20 protein-coding genes are annotated in these 16200 nt (G+C 68.8%); 7 read left to right on the top strand and 13 right to left on the bottom strand.

What is annotated here, in order from left to right:
- Positions 1–45 precede the first annotated feature (45 nt).
- The 6 genes from AC1RN5_RS11075 to AC1RN5_RS11100 form a co-directional block, all read right to left on the bottom strand.
- Positions 46–930: a DMT family transporter gene (locus AC1RN5_RS11075; RefSeq protein ID WP_493041202.1), complete on the bottom strand. Its 885-nt coding sequence runs from the start codon at positions 928–930 to the stop codon at positions 46–48.
- 154 nt (positions 931–1084) lie between these two features.
- Complete coding sequence (locus tag AC1RN5_RS11080) at positions 1085–2680, bottom strand: 2-isopropylmalate synthase (RefSeq protein ID WP_493041203.1); 1596 nt, start codon at positions 2678–2680, stop codon at positions 1085–1087.
- A 215-nt stretch (positions 2681–2895) separates the two neighbouring features.
- A complete protein-coding gene (locus AC1RN5_RS11085; RefSeq protein WP_493041204.1) occupies positions 2896–3516 on the bottom strand; it encodes a glutathione S-transferase family protein in 621 nt (206 codons plus the stop codon).
- A gap of 3 nt (positions 3517–3519) precedes the next feature.
- Positions 3520–3900 carry a type II toxin-antitoxin system RelE/ParE family toxin gene (locus AC1RN5_RS11090; RefSeq protein WP_493041205.1) on the bottom strand — a complete coding sequence of 127 codons (381 nt, stop codon included), beginning with the start codon at positions 3898–3900 and terminating at the stop codon, positions 3520–3522.
- Complete coding sequence (locus tag AC1RN5_RS11095) at positions 3803–4063, bottom strand: CopG family ribbon-helix-helix protein (RefSeq protein WP_493041206.1); 261 nt, start codon at positions 4061–4063, stop codon at positions 3803–3805. The genes AC1RN5_RS11090 and AC1RN5_RS11095 overlap by 98 nt, the downstream gene beginning before the upstream one ends.
- A 19-nt stretch (positions 4064–4082) precedes the next feature.
- The gene (locus AC1RN5_RS11100) at positions 4083–4802 is read right to left on the bottom strand and encodes a TVP38/TMEM64 family protein (RefSeq protein WP_493041207.1); all 720 of its coding nucleotides are present in this window, start codon (positions 4800–4802) and stop codon (positions 4083–4085) included.
- A gap of 150 nt (positions 4803–4952) precedes the next feature.
- Between AC1RN5_RS11100 and AC1RN5_RS11105 the strand changes: the two genes are divergently transcribed.
- A complete protein-coding gene (locus AC1RN5_RS11105; protein WP_493041208.1) occupies positions 4953–6107 on the top strand; it encodes a calcium-binding protein in 1155 nt (384 codons plus the stop codon).
- Here the strand turns inward: AC1RN5_RS11105 and AC1RN5_RS11110 are convergent.
- Positions 6104–6517 carry a hypothetical protein gene (locus AC1RN5_RS11110; protein WP_493041209.1) on the bottom strand — a complete coding sequence of 138 codons (414 nt, stop codon included), beginning with the start codon at positions 6515–6517 and terminating at the stop codon, positions 6104–6106. The two genes, AC1RN5_RS11105 and AC1RN5_RS11110, sit on opposite strands and share 4 nt — an antisense overlap.
- 136 nt (positions 6518–6653) lie before the next feature.
- On the opposite strand from AC1RN5_RS11110, the gene AC1RN5_RS11115 reads away from it, so the two are divergent.
- Positions 6654–7856, top strand: a complete 1203-nt coding sequence (locus AC1RN5_RS11115; RefSeq protein ID WP_421930971.1) for a pyridoxal phosphate-dependent aminotransferase — start codon at positions 6654–6656, stop codon at positions 7854–7856.
- 2 nt (positions 7857–7858) lie between these two features.
- Positions 7859–8383, top strand: a complete 525-nt coding sequence (pyrE, locus tag AC1RN5_RS11120) for an orotate phosphoribosyltransferase (protein WP_493041210.1) — start codon at positions 7859–7861, stop codon at positions 8381–8383.
- Here pyrE and AC1RN5_RS11125 read toward each other — a convergent pair.
- Entirely contained in the window at positions 8380–8616 is a 237-nt protein-coding gene (locus AC1RN5_RS11125; RefSeq protein WP_493041211.1) for a DUF2171 domain-containing protein, read from the bottom strand. The genes pyrE and AC1RN5_RS11125 overlap by 4 nt on opposite strands.
- Before the next feature lie 127 nt (positions 8617–8743).
- Here AC1RN5_RS11125 and AC1RN5_RS11130 point away from each other — a divergent pair, with 127 nt between their 5' ends.
- Together AC1RN5_RS11130 and AC1RN5_RS11135 are read left to right on the top strand one after the other, a co-directional pair.
- Positions 8744–9631 carry a DUF6807 family protein gene (locus AC1RN5_RS11130; RefSeq protein ID WP_493041212.1) on the top strand — a complete coding sequence of 296 codons (888 nt, stop codon included), beginning with the start codon at positions 8744–8746 and terminating at the stop codon, positions 9629–9631.
- The gene (locus AC1RN5_RS11135; protein ID WP_493041213.1) at positions 9628–9807 is read left to right on the top strand and encodes a DUF4169 family protein; all 180 of its coding nucleotides are present in this window, start codon (positions 9628–9630) and stop codon (positions 9805–9807) included. Before AC1RN5_RS11130 ends, AC1RN5_RS11135 begins: the two co-directional genes overlap by 4 nt.
- Here the strand turns inward: AC1RN5_RS11135 and AC1RN5_RS11140 are convergent.
- Entirely contained in the window at positions 9804–10565 is a 762-nt protein-coding gene (locus tag AC1RN5_RS11140) for a Coq4 family protein (RefSeq protein WP_493041214.1), read from the bottom strand. The two genes, AC1RN5_RS11135 and AC1RN5_RS11140, sit on opposite strands and share 4 nt — an antisense overlap.
- A gap of 135 nt (positions 10566–10700) precedes the next feature.
- Here AC1RN5_RS11140 and AC1RN5_RS11145 point away from each other — a divergent pair, with 135 nt between their 5' ends.
- Entirely contained in the window at positions 10701–10910 is a 210-nt protein-coding gene (locus AC1RN5_RS11145; protein WP_493041486.1) for a ribbon-helix-helix domain-containing protein, read from the top strand.
- A 1-nt stretch (position 10911) separates the two neighbouring features.
- Here AC1RN5_RS11145 and AC1RN5_RS11150 read toward each other — a convergent pair whose 3' ends face one another.
- From AC1RN5_RS11150 to AC1RN5_RS11160, 3 genes are read right to left on the bottom strand one after another with little or no spacing between them, the layout of a single operon-like run.
- Entirely contained in the window at positions 10912–11118 is a 207-nt protein-coding gene (locus AC1RN5_RS11150; protein ID WP_493041215.1) for a hypothetical protein, read from the bottom strand.
- A gap of 4 nt (positions 11119–11122) precedes the next feature.
- Positions 11123–11338 carry a hypothetical protein gene (locus AC1RN5_RS11155; RefSeq protein ID WP_493041216.1) on the bottom strand — a complete coding sequence of 72 codons (216 nt, stop codon included), beginning with the start codon at positions 11336–11338 and terminating at the stop codon, positions 11123–11125.
- A gap of 2 nt (positions 11339–11340) precedes the next feature.
- A complete protein-coding gene (locus AC1RN5_RS11160; protein ID WP_421930963.1) occupies positions 11341–11523 on the bottom strand; it encodes a hypothetical protein in 183 nt (60 codons plus the stop codon).
- A gap of 119 nt (positions 11524–11642) precedes the next feature.
- Between AC1RN5_RS11160 and AC1RN5_RS11165 the strand changes: the two genes are divergently transcribed.
- Positions 11643–13979 carry a UvrD-helicase domain-containing protein gene (locus tag AC1RN5_RS11165; RefSeq protein ID WP_493041217.1) on the top strand — a complete coding sequence of 779 codons (2337 nt, stop codon included), beginning with the start codon at positions 11643–11645 and terminating at the stop codon, positions 13977–13979.
- Between the two features lie 154 nt (positions 13980–14133).
- On the opposite strand, the gene AC1RN5_RS11170 is transcribed toward AC1RN5_RS11165, so the two are convergent.
- Positions 14134–15990: a hypothetical protein gene (locus AC1RN5_RS11170; RefSeq protein ID WP_493041218.1), complete on the bottom strand. Its 1857-nt coding sequence runs from the start codon at positions 15988–15990 to the stop codon at positions 14134–14136.
- Between the last annotated feature and the right edge of the window lie 210 nt (positions 15991–16200).

Consider the following 16200-nt stretch of genomic DNA (forward strand, 5'->3'; position numbering starts at 1 on the left):
GGTTCCCTCCCCGCTCCGCCGGCGGCTGCCGCAGCATAACCCGCCCTACCCCAGGGCTGTCATCACCACGCCGATGGCCGTGGCCGTACCGCCGGCGATCTGGGCCAGGCTCAGCCTCTCCTTGAACAGCCTGCGCCCCGCCGCCGCCGCGATCGGGCCCTCGATCACCCCGATGGCGCGGACCTGGCCGGCCGGCGCCAGCGCCAGGGCCGAGAACCAGAAAGCCGAGGCCGCCGTGCCGAAGAACCCCGCGCCGAGGGATTGCTTCCAGGTCCCGGCCACCGAGCGCAGGGCCTGGGGGCGGGTGACCGCCAGTATGGCGCTCAGCACGATGGACTGCAGGGTCTGGGCGACGCACAGCGCCGCCGTCGCCGAATAGATCGGGTGCCGGGGCTCCAGGGCCATGCCGGCCTGGCGATAGCCGTTCAGCGCCACGGCGAAGGCCACCCCCGAGGCCAGGCCGAACAGCGAGCCGTTCAGCGCCCCGGCCACCGCGGCCTCCCCCTTGGGCCAGGAGAGCACCAGCAGGCCCACGGTGGTGGCCGCCAGCCCCGCCCACTGCACGGCGCTCATGTGATCGCCGAACAGGGCGTAGCCCATGATGGCGGCGATCGGCAGGGAGGCCTGCTGCATGAAGGTGGCCACCGCGAAACCGGAGTGGCGCATGGCCATCAGCAGGGCCGCCGTGGCGCTGACCTGGGCGATGGCGCCGGCGGTCACCGCGATGACGAACCTCGCCGACAGGTGCGGATCGGCCTGCGGGGTCGAAAGGGCCACCACCGCGAAGATCGCCAGGGAGAACGGCAGGCCGAACAGGAACCGCACCAGGGTCGCGCCCCAGGGCCCGGCGTCCCCTACCAGGCCGCGCTGCAGCGCATTGCGCGCCACCTGCAGCGGCGCGGCCGCCGCGGTCAGAAATATCCAGAGCATGGGAAGTCCTCAGCCGGACGCACACCCACAGTCATCCCGGACCGCGCACGCGGCTTGTCCGGGACCCAGACGCGCGGGGTCATCAGGCAAGATCAGTGAGTATGGGTCCCGGTCTTCCGCTGCGCGGAAACCGGGATGACACACGGTGGTGGGCCTAGAACCCCGACGCGATGGCGTCCGGCGCGCTCTTTTCCTTGCGGGCGAAGAGGTTGTTGAGCGCGTTGACATAGGCCTTGGCCGAGGCGGTCAGGGTGTCGGTGTCGGCGGCCTGGCCGGTGGCGATGCGGCCGTCCTCCTCCAGACGTACCGAGACCTGGGCCTGGGCGTCGGTCCCTTCCGTCACCGCGTGCACCTGGAACAGGCGCAGGATGGCGGCGTGCGGCACGACCTCGTGGATGGCGTTGAACACCGCGTCGACCGGACCGTCGCCGGTGGCGGCGCCCGAGCGTTCCTCGCCGTCCACGGTGACGGTCAGCTCGGCCTGCTGGGGCCCTTCGGTCCCGGCGATCACCCGCAGGGACTTCACCTGGATGCGGTCGGCGCCGCTGGCCAGGGCGTCGTCCACCAGGGCCACGATGTCGTCGTCGAAGACGTGCTTCTTCTTGTCGGCCAGGTCCTTGAACCGCTGGAAGGCCTCGTTCAGGGCGTTCTGGCCCAGCTCGTAGCCCAGGGTGCGCAGCTTCTCGCGGAAGCCGGCCCGGCCGGCGTGCTTGCCCATCACCAGGTTCGAGGCGCCCTGCCCCACCGTCTCCGGGGACATGATCTCGTAGGTGCCGCGGTCCTTCAGCATGCCGTCCTGGTGGATGCCGCTCTCGTGGGCGAAGGCGTTCTTGCCGACGATCGCCTTGTTGAACTGCACCGGGAAACCGGTGATGGCCGAGACATAGCGGCTGGCCCGGGTGATGTGCTGCGGATCGACGCCGGTGAAGTAGGGCAGACGGTCGCCGCGCACCTTCAGGGCCATGACGACCTCTTCCAGGGCCGCGTTGCCGGCGCGCTCGCCGATGCCGTTAATGGCCACCTCCACCTGACGCGCCCCGCCCTGCACGCCGGCCAGGCTGTTGGCGACGGCCAGGCCCAGGTCGTTGTGGCAGTGGGTCGACAGGATGATGCGGTCGGCGCCGTCGACGTTCTCCAGGATGTCCCGGAAGATGTCGGCGTACTCGCTCGGATAGGAATAGCCCACGGTGTCGGGCAGGTTCACCGTGCCGGCCCCGGCCTTGATGGCGGCGTCGACGCAGCGGCGCAGGAAATCCTGCTCGGTGCGGGTGGCGTCCTGGGCCGACCATTCCACGTCGTCGCACAGGTTGCGGGCGTGACCGACCGACTTGGTGATCATGTCCAGGATCTCTTCCTGGCTGGCGCGCAGGATGTGGTCCCGATGGCTGGGGCTGGTGGACAGGAAGGTGTGGATGCGGCCGCGCTTGGCCGGGCGGATCGCCTCGGCGCAGCGCTCGATGTCGGCCATGCCGGCCCGGGCCAGGCCGCAGACCGTGCTCTCGGTGACAATCTCGGAGATCTTGCGGACCGCTTCGAAGTCGCCGTTAGAGGCGATCGGGAAGCCGGCCTCGATCACGTCGACCCGCATCTCCTCCAGGATCTTGGCGAGCTCCAGCTTCTCGTCCAGCGACATCGAGGCGCCGGGCGACTGCTCGCCGTCGCGCATGGTGGTGTCGAAGACGATAACCCGGTCGCTGGGCTTGCGGGTCGAATCGTTGGCGGTGGCCTGGTCGGCGGGGGATACGGTCATGGGATCACTTCATTCTTCGCGGGGGTGTTTTAGAAGGCTCGGACGTCGGGGTCATCCCCTGAAGCGCCCGGCCGCGAAGAAGCGCAGCCTAAAGAGGCGCCCAGGGGCGGCTAAGCCCCAGCATAAGAAGAAGCTGGCTGTGCGGATGCGATCGCATGGGTAGATGATCTATCGAATTCGCGGCTTCACCGCAAGAGTCTTGCGCCTGGAGGCCCTCAGGGGGCCAGTTGAGCAAGAACCTTCCTCACGGCCGGCCGCTCGCCCATGCGCGCGAAGTGTTCGGCGATCCTCGGGAAGCGGGCCATGTCGATCCCGTCGCGCGGCAGCCAGCCCGCCACCGTGAAGAGATAGGGGTCGCAGGTCGAATAGGCCTCCCCCATCACCCAGGGCCCGCGCAGGTATTCGGCCTCGATCACCTCCATGCCCTGGGCGAACACCTCCGGGGCCTTGCGGCGCATGTCGGCGATGGCCGCGGGGTCGTCGGCCCAGCGATAGCCGCGGTGCCGGTGCGCGGCGGCCGGGTGCACCCACGAACAGAGATAGGTGTTGAAGGCCTGGACCTGGGCCAGGGCGAAGGCATCGTCCAGCGGCGCCAGGTTCGCTTCGGGGAAGCTCTGCGCCACATAGGTCAGCAGGGCCGGCGCCTCGGTCAGCACCCCGCGCTCGGTGGCCAGGGCCGGGACCCGGCTCTTAGGATTGATGGCAAGGTACTCCGGCGACCGCTGCGCGTTGGTCATGAAGTCGACCTTCACCAGCTCGTAGTCGGCGCCGGCTTCCTCCAGGGCGATGTGGACCGCCAGGCTGACGGTGCCGGGGAAGGAATAGAGCTTCAGCATGAATCAGGTCTCCTGCGGCGGCCACGACTGCGCGCCATGCAGTACACGGACCACGCCGACGACGTCATCTGAGACGGCGAGAATGACCACGTAGGGCGTTCCGGTCACAACCAGCTCTCGCGTACCCCTCACCCGGCCCGGTCGGGTTCGCAGCGGCATGGTGGTCAGGCGGTCCACCACCGACTCGATCCTGTCCTCGATGCGAAGGGCGGCGTCGACGTTGTCCTCGGCGATATGGAGAACGATGCGACGGACGTCATCCCGGGCGATCGCCGCCCGACGACCTTCAACGCGCGGCCTTCCTGGCCTGGAGCATCTCGCGGCGGGCCCGGCTCTCGGCCAGCGCCTCTTCGTGTGAAACCGTGCGTCCGGCGTGCAGGTCATCCAGCCCCTTCTGCACCTCGGCGCGGAACCAGGCGTCGTGATCCAGCACCCGTTCGACGGCGTTCATGAGCAAGGTCTCGACCGGAGAGTCCTGGAGCCGGGCCAGATCATCCAGCCGCGTCTTCTGCTCATCGGTCAGTTCCAGTGTCACATGCACGGTCATGTCGCCTCCGACGCTGAGACTAGCTCTCGCCGATCTCGTTGTCAGCTTCCCGCGACTTCAGCCAGCGCCGGGCGAACCAGCCGATGCCGATCCACAGGGCGGCGACGCCCACCAGCCAGGCCACGTGCTTGAGGTTGCCGCCCTTCAGGGCCTGGACGATGGAGTTGCCGGCGAAGGCGGTGAGCCCGATCTTGGGCACGATGCCCACCGCCGTCCCGGCGGCGAAGGACACCACCCGCATCGGCGTCACCCCGGCGGCCATGTTGACGACGATGAAGGGCGCCGAGGGCACCAGCCGCACGATCAGGCTGGCCAGGAAGCCGTTGCGCCCCACCAGCCCCATGAACCGCTGCATGCTTTCCCCCGACAGGGTCTGCAGCGCCTTGGCCCCAGCGAACCGGCCCAGATAGAAGCCCACCAGGGACGACACCATGGTGCCGATCCAGCTGTAGGCGAAGCCGGTCCAGGGCCCGAAGGCCACCACCGCGGCGGCGATCAGCATGAACTGCGGCACGCCGATGAAGGCCAGCAGGGCGAAGGCCGCCACCGCCGTCGGCAGCGCCCAGGCGCCGCTGGCGGCGCCCAGCCACTGCTCCACCGTGGCCTCGCCGTTGAAGCCCAGCACCTGGGCCCCGAACAGGAAGACGATCCCCACCCCGCCGAACAGGACGAAGGACACCCCCACGGTCCGCCACGCCTGGGCGTCCATCTCGGTCACGAAGCGGAAGAGGCGGCGCATGGCCTGCCCTCGCCTATCGCCGCCGAACGGTCAAGCGAGGCCGGCCCCGCCAGCCCGCGACATTGCAGAATTTTAAGTTGCGTTGTTACGCAATATTTCTAGATCGAGCCCTCAACTCAAGCTTGTTCGGGCGCGAAGGAGAAGCCCCCCGTGACCACCTATGCGTTCGAGACCATCACCCCGACCCAGGCCCTGGCGATCCAGGCCAGCGACAGCCTCTCCTTCGCCGCCGGTCCCGCCCGCGGGGTCGGCGTCGCCTACAACATCCCCATCGTGGGACCGGCCACCGTCACCCTGACCTTCGAGGGGCGCTCGGTGGAGTTCGGGCTCAACCTGCTCGAGGTCAGCGAACAGGGCCGCCTCACCTTTCCCGACGATTCCCGCCTGATGATCGGCGGGACCGGGAACGACGGCCTGCTGGGCTGGGTGCATGACGACGCCCTGTTCGGCGGCGCCGGAGACGACAACCTCCAGGGCCAGGGCGGCGACGACGTCCTGCAGGGCAACCAGGGGAATGACCGTCTGTCCACCGAGCACGGCGCAGACGTCGTCCATGGCGGCCAGGGCGACGACGTGATCCGCACCGGGGTGGGCGTGGCCGGCGAGGCCGGGGACTTCGCCAACGGCAACATGGGGAACGACACGATCACCGGGGGCGCCGGGAACGACGTCCTGTTGGGCGGCCGCGACCACGACCAGGTCAATGGCGGCCTGGGGGACGACTATCTCAGCGGCGACCTCGGGAACGATGAGCTGCGCGGCGGCCAGGGCGCCGACAGCCTGTTCGGCGGGGCGGGCGACGACATCCTCTATTCCGGGGGCGGCAAGGACCTGATCTCCGGCGGCGACGGCGCCGACCAGATCATCGTCTATGGCGGCGGCGGCGCCACGGTGGACGGCGACGACGGCGACGACGACATCCTGTCGGCCTCGGCGGCCAAGGACGTGCTGCTGGGCGGCGCGGGCGCCGACCTCTTCGAGTTCCTCTCCTACCAGCGCCCCGCCGAGGGCCAGGACGACGAGATCCGCGACTGGGGCCGCAGCGACAAGCTGGCGTTCGAGCAGATGTCGGTCCACGCCCCCACCCCCGCCGACTACGCCGAGGTGACGGCCGGGGACTATTCGGGCGCCCTTGCCCTGGCCAACCTGCTCATCGCCCAGGGCAAGGCCTATGTCGCCGCCCAGGTCGGGGGCGACGTCGTGGTCTTCGCCGATACCGACGGGGTGACGGCCAATGGCGCCGACATTGCTGTGGTCCTGGCGGGCCGGACCCTCGACAACATCGACGCCGGCGCCTTCCTCTAGCCCGCGCAGAGCCTCAGGGTGACCGGCGCCCCCCACGGTCCGCCGGCGACGGTCATGGCCGGCGGAGTGGCGGGCGGGAAGCTCAGGGTGAAGGTCTTGGCCTCCGGCGGCCCCTCGGCCGTGCAGGTGGCGTCGATGGAATAGCCCGTGGCCGTGGGGCTCACCGACTTGAAGGCGCAGCTCACCTCACCGGCCGTCGAGACCTTGTCGGCCTCGAACAGCCAGGCGCCCTTGGCGCAGAGGTCGGCGCTGGCGGCCCAGCGGCCGATATAGGAGGCCGGAACCACGGCGGGCTTGGGCGGCTGCGGCGGCGCGGCGCCGATGGGCGGCGGAGGCGGCGGACCCTCGGCCTTGCGCCCGCAGGCGGCGAGGGACAGCAGGGCGAGCGTGGCGATCAAGACGGGTTTCATGGCGGCTCCTGTGACCTTTGGGCAAACGGGGGTCAGGAATGGACGTTCCGGGACGGTTCGCGGCTTTGCCTTCGCAGCCCCTTCGGCTACACCCCGCCCCGTTCCTCTTAAACCTTCGACCGGGAGTTGACCCGCCATGTCGCTCGAATCCGCCGCGCTGTCTCGCGTGAAGCCCTCCGCCACCCTGGCGGCGGACGCGAAAGCCCGCGAACTCAAGGCGCAGGGCCGGAACGTGATTTCGCTGGCCGCCGGCGAGCCCGACTTCGATACGCCCGACAACATCAAGGAAGCCGCTATCAAGGCGATCCGCGATGGCAAGACCAAGTACACCAATGTCGACGGCATCGTGGAGCTGAAGGAAGCCATCGTCGGCAAGTTCCAGCGCGAGAACGGCCTGACCTACAAGACCAGCCAGGTGAACGTCTCCCCCGGCGGCAAGCCGGTGATCTGGAACGCCATGATCTCCACCCTGTCGCCCGGCGACGAGGTGATCATCCCCACGCCCTACTGGGTCAGCTACTGGGACATCGTCCTGCTGGCCGGCGGCGAACCCAAGGCCGTGCCCACCAGCGCGGCCACCGGCTTCAAGCTGCAGCCCGCCGACCTGGAGGCCGCCATCACGCCGAGGACCCGCTGGGTCTTCCTCAACTCGCCGTCCAACCCCTCGGGCGCGGCCTACACCAAGGCCGAACTCAAGGCGATCGCCGACGTCCTGATGCGCCATCCGCACGTCTGGATCCTCACCGACGACATGTACGAGCACCTGGTGTTCGGCGACTTCCAGTTCTGGACCATCGCCCAGGTGGAGCCGGGCCTCTATGACCGCACCCTGACCATGAACGGGGTCTCCAAGGCCTACGCCATGACCGGCTGGCGCATCGGCTACGCCGCCGGCCCGGAAGAGCTGATCAAGCTGATGGCCAAGGTCATGAGCCAGACCACCTCCAACCCCTCCTCCATCTCGCAGTGGGCGGCGGTGGAGGCCCTGAACGGGCCGCAGGACTTCATCAAGCCCAACGCCAAGCTGTTCGAGCAGCGGCGCGACCTGGTGGTCTCCATGCTCAACCAGGCCAGCGGCCTGCACTGCCCCACCCCGGAAGGCGCCTTCTACGTCTATCCGTCGGTGGAGAAGCTGATCGGCAAGACCGCCCCCAGCGGCAAGGTGATCACCAGCGACGCCGACTTCGCCGTCGAGCTGCTGGAGCAGGAGGGCGTCTCGGTGGTGTTCGGCGCGGCCTTCGGCCTCTCGCCCTTCTTCCGCATCAGCTACGCCACGGCCAACAGTGTGCTGGAGGACGCCTGCGGGCGCATCCAGCGCTTCTGCGCCTCGCTGAAATAGGCATGGAGGCCGCGGCCAAGCAGGCCCTGGCGGCCGACATCGACGCCGTCGCCCGGCTGCGGGGATCCTTCGTCCTGCGGTCGGGAACGGTGGCGAGCGAGTATTTCGACAAGTACCGCTTCGAGGCCGACCCCGCCCTGCTGCGGCGAGTCGCCGAGGCGATGATCCCCCTGCTTCCGGCGGACACCGAGATCCTGGCCGGCGTCGAGCTGGGCGGCGTGCCCATCGCCACAGCCATGTCGCTGCTGGGCGGCCTGCCCGCCTGCTTCGTGCGCAAGCAGGCCAAGACCTACGGGACCTGCCTCGCGGTGGAGGGCTCGGAGGTCCGAGGCCGCCGCGTGGTGATGATCGAGGATGTCATCTCCACGGGCGGCGCGGTGCGCGACGCCGCCGTGCATCTGGCCGACGCCGGGGCGGTGCTGACCGCCGTGGTCTGCACCGTGTGGCGCGGCGACGGCGAGCCCCGCATCGAGGGCCTCGCCGCGCCGCTGTATGCGGCCTTCCGGAAGGAAGACCTCGGGGACTAGTGCTTCTCGCGCCAGGCCGCCTTCGCGGCGTCCTTGGTCATGTTGAGCTGCACCTTGTCCCCGGCGATCTGCTCCACCCAGGTCAGGGGGATCATGTGGTGCCTGAGGCCCGAGCCGAGGTCGAACTTGGCCAGTTCGATCTCGTCGCCCATGACGTGGTCGACCTTGCCGACATGGCCGCCGTCGGAGCCCACCACGTCCATGTGTTCGCGGATCTGTGACGCCTGGATCATCTTCGTCTCCTCTGGTTGGGATGCGCATCAAACGAACCGGCCTCCGGCCAAGTTTCATGGCCGGGATTTAATCCCCGGCGGTCACAGAGCGGATGCGGAGGCGCGCGCGCGAAGCTAGGCTGGCCCCATGATCAAGCTCGCCTCCGCCCTCGCCGCCCTGCTGATGCTGTCGACCGCCGGGGCCGCCCAGGCGGCCATCGACGCCAAGCTGGCGCCCGACAGCGTCACCCTCACCGACAATGGCCGCACGGTGCTGGTCTACCGCACCCGGACCAACGACCCGGCAGAGCCCGGCCGCCTCAACTATGTCCATCCGCTCTATGCGCCCGACGGCACGGTGCTCACCGAGGATCGCCCCGCCGACCATCTGCACCAGCGGGGCCTGTTCTGGAGCTGGCATCAGGTGCGCCTGGGCGACGAGGTGGTGGCCGACGGCTGGTTCATGAAGGGCCTGACCTTCTTCGTGCGCGGCACGAAGTTCCAGGGCCAGCCCGACGGCTCCGGCGTGCTGACCCTCGACGTCGACTGGATCGTCAATTCCAGGCCCGAGCTGATCTATGTGGCCCGCGAGGTGACCAGGGTCACCGTCCGCCCCGCCACGACCGCCGGCCAGAGGATCGAGTTCGACACCACCCTCACCGCCCGGGTCGACGGCCTGTCCCTGGGGGGCAGCGACGACGAGAAGGGCTATGGCGGCTTCTCCATGCGCCTGGTCCAGCCCGACCGCCTGAGCTTCGCCTCCCGTGGCGAGGCGGTGACCCCGGCGGTGGGCGCGGTGGCGGCGGGCCCGGCCATGGGCTTCGCCTGGCCGGTGGGGGCGGCCTATCCGCCCTGGGCCGTGGGCCTGGCCTGCAAGGCGCAGGGCGAGCCCCTCACCCGCTGGATCCTGCGCCGCGAGCTCTCCATGCAGAACTGCGTCTTCCCGGGCCGCGCGCCCTACGCCGTGCCGGTGGGCCGGCCGCTGCATCTGGAATCCACCGTGGTCATCCAGCCCCGGGAGAGCGCGGCGCGATGAACGACATCGTCAATTTCAACAAGGCCCGGAAGGCCAAGGCGCGCGAAGCCGACAAGGCCCAGGCCGCCGCCAACCGCGTGAAGTTCGGCCGCACCAAGGGTCAGAAGGCGCTCGTCAAGGCCGAGACCGAGAAGGTCGTCCGCCTCCTGGACGGAGCGAAGCGCGATGAGGACTAGGCGGCCATCGCCATCGGCGTGGACCAGTCCCGCGCCGCCACAGGGATGGCGTTGTACAGGGTCGCCGGGGTGATGTTCAGCCGCCGGCGGGCGGCTTCCAGGGGCTCGCCCAGCAGGCGCTCATAGTCCTCCCCCAGCAGCCAGGCCGCGGCCTTGCCACGCTGGTAGCCCTGCCAGATGGCCCGGGCGTAGGGCTGGTCGCCCTTGCGGGTGCGGAAGGCCGCGCCGACGCCGATCAGCGCCCAGCCCAGGCCGCCGGTCTGGGCGTAGGAGAAGGCCACCAGGCAGGCCTCGCCGAGGCCGTCGCGGTGATAGCCCGACAGGATGTGCCAGATGTCGTGCACGTCGCGGGTGCGGCGGCCGAACCAGGCATAGGGATGCTGCAAGTCGATCCCCTTCTCCCCCATCCGGCTGACCTCCGCCAAGCCCTCGGCGGACAGCTGCTCGCTGCGCACGAAGTCGCGATAGGAGGCGCCCACCGTCCCCGGCGCGAAGCTGTCGAGCCAGGCGTCATCCATCAGCTTGGCGGCCAACTCCTGGCGCTCATAGGCGATGCGGCCCCCCTGCACCGTGGTCAGCAGGCGGTTGTAGCCGTCCCGGGTGGCGGTCCCGTTCAGGGCCCGCATGATCTCGAACACCTGGCCGGTGTCCTCCTTGTCGTTCAGCAGCCGCCGCAGGGCGCGCAGGGCCGCGCCCCACTGCAGGCGCGGCTTTTCCAGGGGCTGGGCAGGCTTGAGATCGACGACGTCGGCGGTCATGGGTGGGACCTTCTGAACCAGGTTCGGATTAAAGATGACGCCAGCGTCATTTTTTGGCAAGTCCCCATTTTCGCCAGCGCCGGACCGTCAGAAGACGGTTGCATCGCGGCCGCGAGACCCGAAACTAGGATGCAGATGCCCAGATTGCGTAAACGTTCGATCCTGCTGGCCGGCCACGCCACCTCCATGGCGCTGGAGCCGGAGTTCTGGGCGGTGCTGGAGGAGATGGCGCGCGATCAGGCCCTCAGCCTGGCCGGCCTCATCGCCCGCCTGGACGAGACGCGCGGCGACCGCCCCCTGGCCTCGGCCTGCCGGGTGGCGGCCCTGGGCTTCGCGCGGGGCTGAGTCAGGGCTTGGGGGTCGCCGAGGCGGCCGGCTTGGCCGCGGCGGGGACCACGATGTCCGGGGTCGAGGGCGTGGCCCCCATGCTCGGTGGGTTCAGCATGCGCAGCACCACCAGGAACAGGAAGACGACGATCACCGCCAGGCCGGCCCAGACCAGGGCCGGGACCTGCGCCCGCGGTGGGGTCGGCTCGTCGTCCTGCGAACTCATGTCGCTACTTCGGAACCGGGATCGGCATGTCGGGCAGCTTGGGCCCCTCCGGCATCGGCGGCGCCTTGGGCAGGCTCACATGCACGTCGACGCTCTTGGCGAGGTCGGGCGCCGCCTGCCGGCCGGCATAGAAGAAGTAGGCGATGATGGCGACGGCCACCACCAGCCCGCCCACCAGGAAGGCCAGCCAGGGGCCATTGCCGTTGGAGCTCTGGGCCATGCCTAGCCCGCCGGCTTGGCCGGCATGGAGATGTCAGGCGCCTTGATGTTCACATCCACGCTCTTGGATTGTCCGAAGCCGCCGCCAGAATACATCATGAAGGCGATCACCGCGACCACGACCAGCAGGCCGCCCACGATGAAGGCCAGGACCGGGGTCGAACCATTGCCAGAATTCTCAGCCACGAAAGCCTCCCTAGATTTATGTCGGGAGCACAACGAACCCGGCTCGGGCCGGTTCCGTGGACGGAGATTGCGGCGCCACGGCCCTTAAGTCGGCGTCGCCCTGTGCTACATATGTTCCAATGTCGTCCTATGACTCGTTCGAAGACCTCCCCGCCCCGCGCGTCAGCGATCTCGCCCGCGTGCGCGGTCCTGACTATCTGGAGGGGCTGAACCCCGAGCAGCGGGCGGCGGTCGAGGCCACCGAGGGTCCGGTCCTGGTCCTGGCCGGCGCCGGCACCGGCAAGACCCGGGTGCTCACCACCCGCCTGGCCCACATCCTGGCCACCGGCAGGGCCAAGCCCTGGGAACTGCTGGTGGTCACCTTCACCAACAAGGCCGCCCGCGAGATGCGCGAGCGGATCACCGCCATCATCGGGCCCCAGGCCGAGGGCCTGCGCTGGCTGGGCACCTTCCACTCCGTCGCCGCCCAGGTCCTGCGCCGCCACGCCGAGCTGGTGGGGCTGAAGTCCAACTTCACCATCCTCGACACCGACGACCAGGAGCGCCTGATCAAGCAGGTGCTGGAGGCCGAGAACGTCGACGCCAAGCGCTGGACGCCCAAGACCCTGGCCGGCCTCATCGACCACTGGAAGAACCGCGGCTGGACCCCCGACCGCCTGCCCGCCAACGAGGGCCGCGAGTTCGCGGTCGGCAAGGGCCCGGCCCTCTACCGCCTCTACCAGGAGCGCCTGCGGGTGCTGAACGCCTGCGACTTCGGCGACCTGCTGCTGCACAACCTGACCATCTTCATGAGCCAGCCGGAGGTGCTCGCCGAGTTCCACCGCCGGTTCCGCTACATCCTGGTGGACGAGTACCAGGACACCAACGTCGCCCAGTACCTCTGGCTGCGCCTGCTGGGCCAGGCCAGCCAGAACGTCTGCTGCGTCGGCGACGACGACCAGTCGATCTATGGCTGGCGCGGCGCCGAGGTGGACAACATCCTGCGCTTCGAGCGCGACTTCCCGGGCGCGACGGTGGTGCGCCTGGAGCGCAACTACCGCTCCACCAGCCACATCCTGGCCGCCGCCTCCGGCCTGATCGCCGCCAACAAGGGCCGCCTGGGCAAGACCCTGTGGACCGAGCAGAACGGCGGCGAGAAGGTCATCGTCCGCGGGGTCTGGGACGGCGAGGCCGAGAGCCGGCTGATCGCCGACGAGATCGAGCGCGCCCACAAGGGGAGCACCGACAAGGACCCGCGCAAGTACCGCGACATGGCCATCCTGGTGCGCGCCTCCTTCCAGATGCGCGCCTTCGAGGAGCGCTTCGTCCTGCTCTCCATCCCCTACACGGTGGTGGGCGGCCCCCGGTTCTTCGAGCGGGCCGAGATCCGCGACGCCCACGCCTATCTGCGGCTGATCCAGTCGCCCGACGACGACCTGGCCTTCGAGCGCATCGTCAATGTCCCCAAGCGCGGGATCGGCGACACCACGGTTCAGAAGCTGCTGCAGATCGCCCGCCTGAACGGCGTGCCGGTGATGACCGCCGCCCGCGAGGTGGTGCTGACCGACGAGCTGGCGGCTCGGACCCGCACGGCGCTCTCCAACTTCCTGCGCGACCTCGACCGCTGGCGCGCCCAGGCCCAGACCCTGCACCACGCCCGGCTCACCGAGCAGATCCTGGAGGAGAGCGGCTATACCGACGCGCTCCGCCTGGACAAGACGCCGACCGCCCAGACCCGCCTGGAGAACCTGAAGGAGCTCGTCCAGTCGATGGGCAATTTCGACGATCTCCAGTCCTATCTGGAGCACGTCTCCCTGGTGATGGACATGGACCGCGGGCCCCAGGCCGACGCGGTGCAGATCATGACCCTGCACGCCGCCAAGGGGCTGGAATTCCCCCTGGTCTTCCTGCCCGGCTGGGAGGAAGGCGTCTTCCCCTCCCAGCGCAGCATGGACGAGAGCGGCGAGAAGGGCCTCGAGGAGGAACGCCGCCTCGGCTATGTCGGCATCACCCGGGCCCGCGAGGAGGCGCGCATCTCCTTCGTCGCCAACCGCATGGTCTACGGCCGGTGGACCAGCCAGCTCCCCAGCCGCTTCGTCGACGAACTGCCCCTGGCCAATGTCGAGGCCTCGTCGGAGACCGGCTATTACGGCGGCGGCCCCGGCATGCAGCAGCAGCACGGCAGCACCTGGGACGCGACCCCGGCCTTCGGCTCCGGCTACTCCTCCCCCGGCTGGCAGCGCGCCCAGGCCCGCGGCTACCAGGGCAGCCATCCGGGCCGGCAGCAGGTGATCGAGGGCGAGGGCCGCCTGGTGGCCGAGAGCTCGGCGGCCAGCGACTACAAGCGCGGCGACCGCGTCTTCCACCAGAAGTTCGGCTACGGCCAGGTGAAGGGCGTCGACGGCAACAAGCTCACCGTCGCCTTCGACAAGGCCGGCGAGAAGAAGGTGATCGACAGTTTCGTGGAGAAGGGGTGACGCGCCCGCCCCCACCGCTCATCCCGGCGAAGGCCGGGACCCAGATTCATCCAGGGCCCACAGAGACAGGCCTCCTCCGCATCCCAGGCTTCCCACCAGGTCGGAGTGGGTTTCACCTGGGTCCCGGCCTTCGCCGGGACGAGCGGATTTGGGCCTAGGCGGGCACCGCTTCGACCGCCGCGGGCTCCGCCACCGCCCCCGGGACCGGGTCGATGACCGGCGGGTCGCCGCCGTCCTTGAAGGCCACGTGGATGTGCTTGTCCCCCAGCTCCTTGCCGAGGAACTCCAGGCCGCTCTCCAGGATGCGGGCGTAGGAATCGATGTTCTTCTGCTCGATCACCACGCTCTGGCCATAGAGGGTGTCGGTGAGTTTGATCACCGGCGGCAGGTTTTCCATCTTCAGGAAGGTGGAGAAGCCGCGGGTCGTCAGGATGCCGAGCTGGCGCCACTTGCCGGGCTTGGGATCGACCCCGTTCCAGTTCAGGCCGATCGAGGTCGAGGAGATGTGGTCCACCTCGATATCGGTGATGCCGATCAGGTTCTCCTTCTTCCACTGCTGGAAGAACCAGGTGTCGACGCTGCCGGCCGAGCAGAAGGCCTCGGAGACGATATTGGGCCAGGAGTCGCGGATCGCCGTGGCCCGCACGTTGAACAGCTGGAAGTAGCCGTTGGGCTCCAGGTTGACCTTGTCCGACTGGCCCTCCACCGGGGCGGAGTCGCGCCGGGCGGTGAAATAGAGGCAGCCCGGGTTCCAGGAGTGGGCGAAGAAGACGTCGCGCAGGTCCTTGTTCACGATGATGTCGGCGTCGGTGAAGATCACCCAGTCGGCTTCCTTCAGCACGGCCAGACCGTCGTTCAGCATCCGGCCCTTGTTGAAGGCGTGGTCGTCGTCGAAGCAGCGGTCGGAGATGACCAGGGTCGCCCCGTGTTCCTTGGCAACCTCCTGGCTGCGCAGGTCGTCGCTGGTGGTGACCACCACCAGCTCGTCGAAGTGGTCGATGTTCTTGGGCAGGGTCTCGGCCAGGGCGTCGCCGTAGCCCACCGAGACCAGCACGCCCGAGAGCCTCTTGGGCTTGGTGGAGTTGTGGCCGATGCCCACGCGGCGGCCGGCGCCGTCATTGCCGACATAGTTGTCGCGGGATTCGACCTCGCGCTTCTGCTTGTGCAGTTCGCGGTCGAAGATCTCGTAGTTGTGCTTCTTGATGGCCGGGCTGCCCAGCTTGCGCAGGATGTCCCGGTGCTGCGGGCTGATGATGTCGCGCTCGAGGATGTCCAGCTGCGAGGGGCCGGGCTGGGCGAGCGCGCAGTAGTTGCACAGCTCGATCTGGTCGCCGAAGTCGCCGGGCTGGCGCTGCCACCAGCCGTGCTCGACCGGCCAGGCGTGCTTGCCGTTGAAGTAGAGGCGGTCGATGGCCCCGGCCACCTCGCAGAAATAGGCGCCCTTGTCGTTGATGGTGGCCGACCAGAGCTTCTGGACCCAGCAGTTGTCGCGGTTCTGCTCCCACTGCAGCTCCGAGATGCCGGTGGCGGCGATGTAGTCGGCCCGGGTGATCAGCAGGGCCTGGTGCTGGCCGGCGGACTCGTGGGTGTTGGTGTTGAAGTGGCTATAGACCGACATGATGGTCTCGTAGTTGCGGTAGAAGCCCGCCCCGAGACTGGTCCACAGGCCCCGCCCATTGGAGCGGTCGAACAGGCGCTCCGTGGCGAAGTCGTTGAAATCCTTGATGGGGAACTTGCCGTTATTGGTGTTCTCCCCGCCCCACAGCTCGGCGAACCGCAGGGAGATCTGTTCGAAATTGGCGTGCAGGGTCGGCTCGCCGGCGATGATGCCGATCAGCTTGTTGGGGGCGTTCCAGCCCTCCATGCTCTTCACGGCCCGTTCGAAGGTCTCCAGCTCCATATCGGCGCGCTGGGTCTGGTGCGGGATCAGCCGGGTGCAGTTGGAGCACTTCAGGTGGCACTTGGTGCTGATGTCGATCTGGACGATGTCCATGTCGGCTGGCGATCTCATCGCTCTCGTCTCCCAGTCTCGCGGCCCCGAAGGCGGGGCGCGACGGCGCAACGTCCCACAGGACGCCGATCATCGGTCCATTGACCTTCGATTGAGTCGTCGGGAAAGTTAAACCCTTAGGATCGCTGTGCGGCAAAGGGATGCAGCCCGCCGCGCCCTTGTCCGGCGGGCGGTTCGCGGCCAGGGTGGCCGCCCACAACTTGAGACCTT

The organism is Phenylobacterium sp. GW821-FHT12F10 (assembly GCF_058806695.1).